10 protein-coding genes are annotated in these 12,697 nt (G+C 28.9%); 5 read left to right on the plus strand and 5 right to left on the minus strand.

Features of this window, described 5'->3' with window-relative positions; genetic code table 11:
* Positions 1 to 8: 8 nt before the first annotated feature.
* The 4 genes from AB8B22_RS04575 to malQ form a co-directional block, all read right to left on the minus strand.
* Complete coding sequence (locus AB8B22_RS04575; RefSeq protein ID WP_369711825.1) at positions 9 to 803, minus strand: potassium channel family protein; 795 nt, start codon at positions 801 to 803, stop codon at positions 9 to 11.
* Between the two features lie 11 nt (positions 804 to 814).
* Positions 815 to 2,152 (minus strand): FAD-dependent oxidoreductase, encoded by a 1,338-nt coding sequence (locus tag AB8B22_RS04580; protein WP_369711826.1) that lies wholly within the window; start codon positions 2,150 to 2,152, stop codon positions 815 to 817.
* A 15-nt stretch (positions 2,153 to 2,167) separates the two neighbouring features.
* Positions 2,168 to 2,809 carry a uridine kinase gene (udk, locus tag AB8B22_RS04585; protein ID WP_314079535.1) on the minus strand — a complete coding sequence of 214 codons (642 nt, stop codon included), beginning with the start codon at positions 2,807 to 2,809 and terminating at the stop codon, positions 2,168 to 2,170.
* Between the two features lie 160 nt (positions 2,810 to 2,969).
* Entirely contained in the window at positions 2,970 to 4,460 is a 1,491-nt protein-coding gene (gene malQ / locus AB8B22_RS04590; RefSeq protein WP_094080359.1) for a 4-alpha-glucanotransferase, read from the minus strand.
* Positions 4,461 to 4,673: 213 nt separating this feature from the next.
* On the opposite strand from malQ, the gene AB8B22_RS04595 reads away from it, so the two are divergent.
* The 3 genes from AB8B22_RS04595 to AB8B22_RS04605 all read left to right on the plus strand — a co-directional run bounded on the left by AB8B22_RS04595 (position 4,674) and on the right by AB8B22_RS04605 (position 8,035).
* Positions 4,674 to 5,465 (plus strand): endonuclease/exonuclease/phosphatase family protein, encoded by a 792-nt coding sequence (locus AB8B22_RS04595; protein WP_094080360.1) that lies wholly within the window; start codon positions 4,674 to 4,676, stop codon positions 5,463 to 5,465.
* Between the two features lie 134 nt (positions 5,466 to 5,599).
* Positions 5,600 to 7,195 (plus strand): alpha-glucoside-specific PTS transporter subunit IIBC, encoded by a 1,596-nt coding sequence (locus AB8B22_RS04600; RefSeq protein WP_369711827.1) that lies wholly within the window; start codon positions 5,600 to 5,602, stop codon positions 7,193 to 7,195.
* A gap of 228 nt (positions 7,196 to 7,423) precedes the next feature.
* The gene (locus AB8B22_RS04605) at positions 7,424 to 8,035 is read left to right on the plus strand and encodes a DJ-1/PfpI family protein (protein ID WP_369711829.1); all 612 of its coding nucleotides are present in this window, start codon (positions 7,424 to 7,426) and stop codon (positions 8,033 to 8,035) included.
* 52 nt (positions 8,036 to 8,087) lie between these two features.
* Here AB8B22_RS04605 and AB8B22_RS04610 read toward each other — a convergent pair whose 3' ends face one another.
* Positions 8,088 to 8,795, minus strand: a complete 708-nt coding sequence (locus AB8B22_RS04610; RefSeq protein ID WP_369711831.1) for a GntR family transcriptional regulator — start codon at positions 8,793 to 8,795, stop codon at positions 8,088 to 8,090.
* 206 nt (positions 8,796 to 9,001) lie between these two features.
* On the opposite strand from AB8B22_RS04610, the gene AB8B22_RS04615 reads away from it, so the two are divergent.
* Positions 9,002 to 10,324 carry a 6-phospho-alpha-glucosidase gene (locus tag AB8B22_RS04615; protein ID WP_369711832.1) on the plus strand — a complete coding sequence of 441 codons (1,323 nt, stop codon included), beginning with the start codon at positions 9,002 to 9,004 and terminating at the stop codon, positions 10,322 to 10,324.
* A gap of 252 nt (positions 10,325 to 10,576) precedes the next feature.
* Positions 10,577 to 12,670, plus strand: a complete 2,094-nt coding sequence (locus AB8B22_RS04620; RefSeq protein ID WP_369711834.1) for a DUF262 domain-containing protein — start codon at positions 10,577 to 10,579, stop codon at positions 12,668 to 12,670.
* Positions 12,671 to 12,697: the final 27 nt, after the last annotated feature.

Genomic DNA, 12,697 nt, shown 5'->3' on the forward strand with positions numbered 1-12,697 from the left:
AAATCTTTTTATTTTTCCCGCTTTGATTTTATAAAGTGTATAAAAGTAATTATTTCTTTTTTTTCAGAGTCGCTAAAATTTTCGGAATTTAAAATATATTTGTCCAAATCATCGTTTGGTGCAACATCGTTTTGCTTATTCAAAAAATAGGTTGCAATTGTTCCAGTAATCATTCCGAAAGTTCCAATTCCAATGAGCATCAGAAAAATGGCAACAAATCTTCCAATATAAGTCTTAGGAGAAATATCTCCATAGCCAACTGTAGTCGCTGTAACAAATGCCCACCAAAGGCTGTCGCCATAATTCATTTTTTCCACATAGGAAATGACAAGAGCTGAGATTATAATTCCAAGTCCCGCCATAATTAATAAATAAATTAAACCATTTAACTTTAAAAATTTTTTTATTTTTTTGTATGTTTTTTTTACAAAAAGATAAAATCGAGATAATTTTAAATGTCTAAAAATTTTTGCAAATTTTCTGATTTTAAAAATCCTAAACAATCTAAAAATTGAATAATATGGAATTATTGAAATTAAATCGGGGATATTGTTTTCAATAAAATCAGCTTTGTGTTTAGCAAATATAAATCTTATTATGTAGTCAATAGCAAAAATCAAATAAATCGAAAAATCAATAAAATTCAAGAGAGAATTTTCAGAAATATGAATATCGCCGTGTAAATCAAGTAGCGTCGTGGCAAAGCTGTAAATTGCAAGAAAAATAAAGAATATTTGATAATTTATTTTAAATTTTTTATTTTTATTAATATCACTTTTGATTTTATGTATCTTATTCTTCAAAAAAAACTCCCTTATTTAATAACTTTTCTATAAACTACAAGAAGTGGATTCCAAACACTCGCATTTGTTGGAGAATAAGCGAAATCAATTTCGATAAAATTTTCAATTGGTATTTCAAAAGTGATAACAATCGCAATTTGGTCGATAAATTGTGCGACAGCTTCAAAACCTACCATTGCACCACCCAAGACAACTTTTTTATCTTTATCATAAACAATTTCTGCACTTGCAGGAATTGAATCTGCGAATCCAGAGTTTTTATACATCGCTTTCATTTTGACAACATCGGCATTGTAGCCAAGTTCAGTCGCTTCTTTTAGAGAAAGTCCAGTTTGTGCTAATTTTATATCATAAAATGAAGTGGCAAATGAGCGAATTAATCCTTTCCAGCTTATATTTTGTCCAGATAAATATTTAGCCAGCATCATTCCGTGTTTATTTGCAACATCTCCAAGCGGCTCAAATAAATTTCTGTCAGTTTTGTAATACTTGTTAAATACACAATCTCCAATTGCGTAGACATCGTCTATATTTGTTTCAAATTTATCATTTACAATGATTTTTCCACTGTCAGTTTTTAATGTTTTTGGTAAAAAATCTATGTTTGGAGTAACTCCTATACTAAATAATGCAATATCAAAGTCAATATTTTCAGATGAGTCTAATTTTACTGATTTTGCGACATTATTTTCAGAATTTATGGCAACAACACCAGAATTCAATTTTAGATTTATATCTTTTTCTTCAAATTTTTTGTAAATTTTTTCTTTTAAATTTTCTGAAACTGTTGGAAAAATTTCCTTTGCTTTTTCAATGACAGTTACATCAAGTCCATTTTTTTGAAAAGATTCTGCCATTTCAATTCCAACAAATCCAGCTCCAATTACAACTGCATTTTTTAGTTTCTTTTTATTCTGAGTTAAATATTCTTTAATTTTAAAAGCACTTTCAGCGTGAGATAACGTAAAGACATTTTCTAAATTTGGAGAATATCCTTCAATATTTGGAACAAATGATTTTCCACCGACAGCAATTACAAGCTTGTCGTAAGAAAAAATTCCATTAATTTCATTTCCCTTTACTTCAAGTGTTTTATTTTCAAAATCAATGCTTTTAACTTCGTGATGAATTTTTACATTAACTCCTCTTTTTATAAAATCTTCAGGAGTTCCGTGCAAAACATCGCTTTTTTTTAATTCATCAGCGATAAAATAAGGAGTTGGACATCCAGCCCAAGCCACATAGCTTGATTTTTCAAACAAAAAAATTTCATCATTAGGATTTGCTTTTTTATATTGAGTGGAAAACATCATTCCTGCAGCTCCACCGCCAATTACAACTATTTTCATAAGATTACCTCTTTTCTATTTGTTTTTTAATTTGTTAAATAAGTAGCGAAGTCGGCTGACAACCATATTTATACCGACTTTATTGTCTTTTCCTCTTGGAATTATGACATCAGCATATCTTTTAGACGGTTCTACAAATTCCAAGTGCATAGGTTTAACGGTTTTGATATATTGATTTTTTATACTTTCAAAACTTCTGGCTCTTTCATTTAGATCTCTTTCTATTCTTCGCAAAAGTCTTTCGTCATCATCTGTATCTACAAATATTTTTGCATCAAATAAATTGCGTATTTTTTCAATTGCTAAAACTAAAATTCCTTCCACAATAATCAAATTTGCTGGCTCTATATGTTCAGTTCTGTTTACTCTGTTGTGAACTTGAAAATCATAAATAGGTTTTTCGATAGATTTATTGTTTTTTAATGCGAGAATGTGAGTTTCAAGCAAATCAAAATCTATCGCGTCCGGATGGTCATAATTTAATGTAACCCTTTGTTCGTAAGTTAAATGGTCATTTCTTTTGTAATAGGAATCTTGTTCAAGAAGTATTGAGTGAATTCCCTTTTTTTCCAAATTTTTAATAATTGCATGAGTGACACTAGTTTTTCCTGAGCCTGTTCCCCCTGCAATTCCGACAATAATCGTTTTATAATCCATAAAAATTACATCCTTCGTTTAATATTTTTTCTTGTATAAAGTATATAATAGATATTAATTTTTTTCAATATTAAATTTTATATTTAAAAAAAAGAAATATTTCTAAAATTAGAATTAAAATTAGAAATATTTTCTTTACATAGTAATTAAGAATTAATAATCATCTTGAATAAGTTTTTGTCAATTTTGCAATATTTTGTGCTAGTTCGTCTGTCAATTGATTTGGTTTTAATCTCCATTGCCAATTTCCAGATGCAAGTCCTGGTGTATTTATACGAGCATAGCTTCCAAGTCCTAAAAAGTCTTGAATTGGTGCAATTGCAATGTTTGCGACTGAACTCCAAGCTCCTCTTATAGCGTCCCAGTGTATATTTGCATCATTTGTTGAATTTAAATAATCTCTTGCAAATTGTTTGTCTTCTTCTTTTGCTTTTTCAAACCATCCAACGATTGTGTCGTTGTCGTGAGTACCTGTGTAGACAACGCAGTTTTTGTCATATGTGTGTGGCAAGTAGTCATTTTCTTCAGCTGAGTCAAATGCAAATCCTAAAATTTTCATTCCTGGGAAACCAGAAGCATTTCTCAAATCAATAACTCCTTGTGTCATTGTTCCTAAATCTTCAGCAATTATAGGTAAATCTCCAAGTTCATTTTTTATGGCATTAAATAAGTCCATTCTAGGACCTGGACACCAAGTACCATTTTCGGCAGTTTTATCTCCATAAGGAACAGCCCAGTATTCGTCAAATCCTCTGAAGTGGTCGATTCTTATTATATCACAAGTTGTAAGATTAGATTTTACTCTATCGATCCACCATCTGTAGTTAGTTTCTTTCAATTTTTGCCAGTCGTATAAAGGATTTCCCCAAAGTTGTCCTGTGGCACTGAAATAGTCAGGCGGAACTCCTGCCACTTTAACTGGTTTTTTATCTTTGTCAAATAGGAAAATATCAGTATTTGCCCAAGTGTCAGCACTGTCGGCAGCAACAAATATTGGAATATCTCCGATGATTTTAATTCCGTTTTCGTTTGCGTATCTTTTTACAGCTTCCCATTGTGAGAAGAATAAAAATTGAATGAAATTATGATATTCAATGTCGTCAGAAAGTTCGTTTCTATATCTCTCCATAGCTTGTGGTTCTCTGTTTTTAATATCTTCTTGCCATTCGTTCCAAGAAAGTCCACCAAAATGGTTTTTTAGCGAAATGTAAAGGCTGTAGTCGTCTAGCCATTCGGCATTCTTAAATTTAAATTCTTCAAATTTTCCTCTTAATTCGTCATTTTGATTAGCTTTATAGTTTTCGTAAGCTTTTCTAAGTAGCGGATATTTACTGTTGTAAATTGCACCATAATCAACGAATTCTTCGTTTTCTCCAAAATTTACATTTTCAAGATCGTTTCCTGAAAGCAAGTTTTGCTCAATTAATAAATCAAAGTCAATCAAATAAGGATTTCCTGCAAATGAAGAAAAACATTGATAAGGCGAATCTCCATAACCTGTGGGTCCAAGTGGAAAAATTTGCCAAAGTTTTTGATTAGATTTTTTCAAAAAATCTATAAAATTAAAAGCTTCTCTTCCAAGTGTTCCAATTCCATATTTTCCTGGAAGTGAAGTTGGATGTAATAAAATCCCAGAACTTCTTTTAAACATAGTAGCCCTCCTAAAATTTTTTTATTAAAAAATATATTTTTATAAAAACTATACTACTTTAAATATACTATATTTTTTTTAAAAAGTCAACTTATCCGTAAAAGTTATTAAAAAAATTTTTACTTATTCGAATATCTTGACTATATAAAAAAAATGTTGTAATATTAAAGTGTAATATAATATTAAGAAAAATAAAAAATAGGAGGCAGTGGAATGAAATTATTGACAATCAACACACATGCGTGGTTGGAAGAAAATCAAGATGAAAAGATGGAAATTTTGGCAAAGACGATTGCTGAAAAGCAGTATGATGTAATTGCTATGCAAGAAGTGAATCAGCTTATGAATAGTCCAGTTATTTACGATGGAATTCGAAACGATAATTACGGATGGAAATTGCTGGAAAAGCTGGAAAAGTACACAGATACTGATTATTATTATCATTGGAGCAATTCTCACATCGGTTTTGGGAAATATGACGAAGGAGTGGCAATTATTACAAAGCATCCAATAAAAGATGAGGATGAGTTTTATTGCACCTTTTCACAATCTGTCAGAGTTATTAACGCAAGAAGAATTGTGAGTATAACTTTGGATTATGAAGGGCAAAAAGTAGAGTTTTACAGTTGCCATATGAATTTGCCAAATTGTGAAACAGAAGATATGGGAGAAAATATTCAGACAATTTTAAAAAGAACGAAAAATGATAATTTAAAATTTTTGATGGGAGATTTCAACACAGATGCAATACATAATCAAGAAGCTTATCAAAATATAATAAATCAAGGATTATTTGACACTTACGAATTAGCTGAAAAAAAAGATAGTGGAATAACAGTCAATAAAAAAATTGATGGTTGGGCAACTAGCGGTTCTGAGAAAAGACTGGATTACATTTTTTCAAATAAAAAAGTAAAAGTTTTAGAAAGTAAAGTCATTTTTAATGGAGAAAATAAGGAAGTTGTTTCAGATCATTTTGGTTTGGAAGTGAAAATAGAGTTATAAAATTTTCATTTTGGTAAAAGATAAAAAAAATTTAAAAAGTTTTCCGTAAATGTCTTGACAAATGAAAATTATGAGGTATAACTAATATGTAAAACAAATTTTAATTTATAAATATTTTTAGGAGGTACTCAATCATGATGAAAAAAATTCAGCGATTTGGTGGAGCAATGATGGCGCCAGTTCTATTATTTGCATTCACAGGGTTAGTCGTAGGAATAGCATCACTATTTACGAATCCACAAGTAATGGGTTCAATTGCAAATGAAGGGACAAACTGGTATAAATTCTGGTTTGTGATAAGTGAAGGTGGTTGGACAGTATTTAGACAAATGCCGTTATTGTTCGCAATCGGATTGCCAATCAGCCTTGCGAATAAAACAAATGCAAGAGCATGTCTTGAAGCTTTTGCTTTATATACAACTTATAATTATCTTGTAGCAGCAATGCTTACACAATGGAGCTTCTTTGGTGTTGACATGAGTCAAGAAGCTGGAGGAACAAGTGGACTTGCAGTAATTGCTGGAGTAAAAACACTAGATACAAACTTATTTGGTGCAATTATAATTTCTGCAATAGTAGTTTATTTACATAATAAATATTTTGATAAAAAGTTACCAGACTTTTTAGGAGTATTTCAAGGAACAGTATTTGTTTATATTATTGGTTTCTTAGTAATGATTCCATGTGCTTTCATAACTGCACTTTGCTGGCCAAAAGTTCAAATTGGAATTAACAACTTACAACAATTATTAAAAGTTTCAGGACCAATTGGAGTATGGATTTATACATTCCTTGAAAGAGCATTGATTCCAACAGGATTGCATCACTTTGTATATACACCATTTATATTCGGACCAGCAGCAGTTCCGGGTGGAATTCAAACTTACTGGGTTCAACATATAAGTCAATTTGCTCAATCTACAAAACCTTTAAAAGAAATGTTCCCACAAGGTGGATTTGCATTACACGGTAACTCAAAAATCTTTGGTTCAGTAGGTATCGCACTTGCAATGTATTCAACAGCTAAACCTGAAAACAAGAGAAAAGTAGCAGGATTGTTATTACCAGTTTTATTAACTGCAATAGTTTCAGGAATAACAGAACCGCTTGAATTTACATTCTTATTTATAGCTCCAGTATTATTTGGATTACACGCAGTATTAGCTGCAACAATGGCAACATTGATGTATATATTTGGAGTTGTAGGAAACTTCGGTGGAGGATTCTTAGACTTTATGTTCTTAAACTGGATTCCAATGTTTAAAAACCACAGTGGAACAGTAATTACTCAAATTGTAATTGGATTAATCTTCACATGTATTTACTTCGTATTATTCAGATTCTTAATTTTAAAAATGGATTTAAAAACTCCAGGTAGAGAAGATGAAGATGAAGAAATGAAACTTTATACAAAAGCTGACTATAGAGCTAAACACGGTGAAGGTGGAGCACAAGGTGCAGCTGCCGCAGCTGGTGGAGATGAATATGCTCAAAAAGGTGCAATCATTCTTGAAGCATTAGGTGGAAGAGAAAATATTGAAGAACTTAATAACTGTGCAACTAGACTTAGAGTAAGTGTAAAAGATGCAAGTAAATTATTACCAGATGCAGCGTTTAAAGCAGCAGGAGCTCATGGTGTAGTTAGAAAAGGAACAGCTATTCAAGTAATCATCGGATTGTCAGTACCTCAAGTAAGAGAAAGAATTGAAGACATGATGAAAAAAGGGTAAAAATAAAATTTGATAAATAATAAATAATTGAAATTAAATTTTATAAAAAAATTAAGAAAGAATTTTCAAAAGTCAAAAATTTTAAGATTTTAATTTTAAGGTTTTAAAATACAGGATTTGAGAAAGTTCTTTCTTTTATATAAAATTATGTTATTTAGCGAGAGATTTTGATCTCTTATTGTTAAATAAAATAAATAGAATTTTTAATAATTAAAGGAGATAAAGAAAATGAAAAATATAGTTTTTGTAATTTTAGATGAATTTTCAGATTGGGAAGCAGCTTTTTTATCTTCAGCATTGAATGATAAGAATATAACAAAAAATTATACAACTAACTTTGCTTCAATTGATAAAAATTTAAAAAAGTCAATGGGAAATTTAAAAGTGTTACCTGATTTGACATTGAAAGAAATTGATGAAAACGATGTAGACGGGTTAGTTTTAATTGGTGGGAGAACTTGGAGAAGTCAAACAGAAGAAACAAATAATAAGATTGTTGAGCTTGTGAAAAAATTTAAAAATAATCCTAATAAAGTTGTAGGTGCTATTTGTGATGCTGCATATTTTCTTGCGACAAATGGATTATTGAATGATCGAAAACATACGGTAAATAGCTTTGATGAAATAAAAGATAATTTGAATTATACGAATTCTAAAAATTTTGTAGAAATGGAGTCAGTAATTGATGGAAACTTGGTAACTGCAAAAGGAGATAGTCCTATACATTTTGCAAAAAATGTGATGATGGCATTAGGTGATATTCCTGAAAAAAATGTAAATTTATTTTTTGATATTTATACGATTGGATTTGTTAAAGCATTTGAAAAAATTTCAAAATAAAAAAAAAGAGGTTATTTCAAAAATGATATAATCTCTTTTTTTTGTATAAAAATTATCTTTTTGCAATAGCAGTGAAAGTAAATTTCTCAGGATGATGGATTATTGTTTCATACTGAAAAAGTGTTCCATTTGATAAATAGGCATGAGTTTCAATGACAACAACCATATTTATATCTTTTAATTTGAGATATTTCTGTTCTTCTGGCGTAATCTTTCTGAAATTAATATCTCTTCGAGAATAGCCGATCTTTAGTTTTAAATCCTTTTCCAAATATTCATATATTGACTTTCTGGCAATCTCTTCATTCAAAAAAGGTACAATTTTTCTGTCAAAAAAACTTGTAGAATAATTTAAGACTTCACTGTTTAAAGAATTAGTACGGACAACTTTATAAAAATCGGCACTTTCAGAAACTTGAAATTCTTTCATTAATTTTTTATCTCCCTGAACAATGTATAAGCTGATTAAGTCGGTTTCAAGATTAATATTTTGAAGTTTATTGAGTTCCTGCACAGTTTGAATTGAAGTCAGAGAAATATTTTCCAAATTTTTTTTCTCCAGTACAATTGATTTTTTCCCCTTCACTTTTTGAATAAAACCTTCAGCCTCCAGTATAGAAAGAGCTTTTCTCACGGTAAGTTTGGAAAAATTATAATCTTTTGCCAAGTCATCTTCTTTTTTTAAAAAATCTCCTGGTTTAATAATACCATTTTTAATTTTATCTTTTATATCATAATATACTTTTTCATATTTAGTCATTTGTATAAACCTTTCATATTATTTTTATATATTATACAATAAATTTCTTTAAATAACAACTAAAAATAAAAAGATTTATATAATAATAATAAATCTTAAAAAGATTTATATAAACCTATTGACTTTTTAAAAATTTATGATATAATAGTTACTGAAATGAGAAAACAAAAAATATATAACTAATAAATTATAGGAGATGATTATTTATGAAAAAATTTTCAATTGTAGTAGCTGGTGGAGGGAGTACATTTACTCCAGGGATTGTTTTGATGTTGTTAGAAAACTTGGATAAATTCCCGATTAGACAGATAAAATTTTATGATAATGATGCCCAAAGACAAGAAGTTATTGCAAAAGCATGTGATATTATAATAAAAGAAAAAGCACCTGATATTAACTTTGTTTATACAACTGATCCTGAAACAGCGTTTACAGATGTTGACTTTGTTATGGCACATATAAGAGTTGGAAAATATGCAATGCGTGAAAAAGACGAAAAAATACCTTTAAGACACGGAGTATTAGGACAAGAAACTTGTGGACCTGGAGGAATTGCTTATGGAATGCGTTCAATTGGTGGAGTTATCGAATTAGTCAACTTTATGGAAAAATATTCACCAAATGCTTGGATGCTGAACTACTCAAATCCTGCGGCAATCGTGGCAGAAGCAACTAGAAGACTACGTCCAAACTCTAAGATATTAAATATTTGTGATATGCCAATTGGAATCGAACTTAGAATGGCTGAAATGTTAGGATTAAAATCGAGAAAAGAAATGGTAGTGAGATATTTCGGATTGAATCATTTTGGATGGTGGACAGATATTAGAGATAAACAAGGAAATGATTTAATGCCTGCATTAAGAGAAAAAGTTGCAAAAGTTGGATATAATGTGGAAATTGAAGGTGAAAATACAGAAGCAAGCTGGAATGACACATTTACAAAAGCAAAAGATGTGTTTGCAGTTGATCCGACAACAATGCCAAATACTTATTTAAAATATTATTTATTCCCTGATTATGTAGTGAAACATTCAAATCCTAATCACACAAGAGCAAATGAAGTAATGGAAGGAAGAGAAAAATTTGTATTCGGAGAATGTAGAGAAATCGCTGAAAAAGGAACTGCAAAAGATAGTAAACTTCACGTAGATGATCACGCTTCATACATAGTTGACTTGGCAAGAGCAATTGCTTATGATACAAAAGAAAGAATGTTATTAATCGTAGAAAACGACGGAGCAATCTCAAACTTTGATCCAACTGCAATGGTTGAAGTACCTTGTATAGTAGGTTCAAATGGACCTGAAAAAATTGTTCAAGGTAAAATCCCTCAATTCCAAAAAGGGCTTATGGAACAACAAGTTTCTGTTGAAAAATTGACTGTAGAAGCATGGATAGAAGGTTCATACCAAAAACTTTGGCAAGCAATCACATTGTCAAGAACAGTACCAAGTGCCTCTGTTGCAAAAGCAATATTAGATGATTTAATTGAAGCAAATAAAGACTTCTGGCCAGTATTGAAATAGATTACATCTGAATAATTTTAAAATGAAAATAAATTTTTAGTGCTTGAAATGTTAATTAATTTATGATATAATTATTTAGGAAAATAACCATTCAGCGTGGTATAGTAAAATAAATTGCAAAAATAAAGGCACTGCTATTGAAGTAGTGTCTTTTTTTGTGGTATAATTAGCTTAATAAAATTAATTATAAATAGTTAAAAATTTTTATAAATAGTGAAAAAGTATATTAAGTTAATAAGGAGAGTAAATATTATGAAAGCAACAGAAACTAGTATTTTAAATTTTATTGGTGGATTTGATAAAGTTTTTATAATACCACCGTTTCAACGAAATTATGAATGGTCTTATGAACAGTGTAGAGAATTATTTGAAGATATAATAAAAGCTCATACTACAAATAAAAAACATTATTTAGGAAATATTGTCTACTATGTTGGAGAAAACAATGGAGCTTCGTACTCAGAATTAATACTTATAGATGGGCAGCAGAGAGTTTCAACTATACTTATTTTGCTTTGTGCTTTAAGAGATAAAACAATAGATAAAAATATAATTAATAGTATAAATAAAAGATATTTAATTAATGATACAGACAATAGTAAGTTTAGAGTTAGACTTAAACAAACATCTTATGATCAAAGAACATTTATATCTATAGTTGATGGAAGAACAGAAGAAATAGATAAAAATAATAATATATTTAAAAATTATAAGTATTTTTTGAAGTTAATAGATAGTGAAAATATAGAAATATCAGATATTTATGAAACAATAAGCAAGCTAGAAATAGTAGATGTTAATTTGCAAATTGAAAATGATTTAGAGGTTGTTCAAACAATTTTTGAAAAAATAAATTCTACAGGAAAAAGATTGGCACCATCAGATTTAATAAGAAATTTTTTGTTACTGTCTACAACTTCAAAAGAACAAGAAAAGCTTTATGAAAAGTATTGGATACCAATTGAAAAAAAAGTTAGAGGTGAAAATATTTCTAAATTTTCAAAAAACTTTTTAACTTTAAATATATTTGAAGAAGTTTCAGAATCAAAAATTTATAAAAAATTTAAAGAATATTTTTCCGATTTAGAAATGACACATGAGGAAATTTTATATCAAATGAAACATTATTCTAAATATTATGAGTGGATAAAATTTGAGAATTGTCCTAATAAAAAAGTAAATAAAGTATTAAAGAGTTTAAATTTCATTAAATCAGATGATTTTTATCCGTTATACTTATTTATTTTTGAAGAATTATATGATGAAAATGTTGAAGAACTAATCAAGTGTCTAATTTTATTAAGGGATTTTTTAATAAGATACCGTGTTGTTGCTCCATCAGGAGGAGGAGGAACAATAAGTGCAGTTGTATATAATTTGATAAAAAAATTAAAAGAGCTTGATAGAACAGATGAATATTATGAAATTATATTGTTTGAATTGTCTAATAGCTCAACCCCTGCCGGAAGATTTCCAAATGATGCAGAATTTAAAGAAGCACTTATGAATTTTGTTGGAAATAATTATGCTAGAATTATTTTACTGATAATAGAAGAATCTGAAAAGAAAAATATCTCAGTGCCACTTTCTGAAGTAACAGTAGAGCATCTAATGCCACAAACTTTAAGTGAATATTGGAAAACTTATCTTGGCGGAAAAGAAAAAGCAGAATTTATTCATGAAAAATATTTAAATTGTATTGGGAATAAAGCACCTATTTCAAAAGAATATAATTCAACAATTTCAAATAGACCTTGGGAAGAAAAAAAAATATATTTAAAAGATGTTCAATTTGTAATTACATCAGAAGTTTGTGAAAATGAAAAATGGAATGAAGAAAATATACAAAAAAGAAATAATGAAATTTCTACAAAAGCTTGTAAATATATAACTTCTCCACTTGAAAGAACAAGAAGTTATCAAATTAAAAATCCTTCTAATGAATTTGTAGAAGAAGGAATTTATTCTATTTCAGATACGACGACTCCAATGGAAGGAAAAGATATAGATTATATTATTTTCCGTGATAATCATATATCAGTTTCTACATGGAAAGAGTTCTTTTCAAAAATTTGTAAAATCGCATATGATGTAGACAAAGAAAAATTTCAATATATTGTAGAAAAAAATCAAATTCATAAAAATCGAGCTACTAAAAATTATCCCGAAAAAGATCCTTTAATAACGGAAAATAGTAATTTACTTGTAACAGCATTTCCTATAAAAGGAACAAAATATTATTCTGAAGGTACGATAAGTTCAAATAGAGCAAGGTTTTATGCAAAACAGTTACTAGATGAGTACAAATTAAGCAATGAAGTAAAAATTTGTATTAGTAATAAGTAGATAAAGTAGATTTAAATAATGATTCAA

Origin of the sequence: Leptotrichia rugosa, assembly GCF_041200005.1 — a bacterium.
Lineage (GTDB): Bacteria > Fusobacteriota > Fusobacteriia > Fusobacteriales > Leptotrichiaceae > Leptotrichia > Leptotrichia rugosa.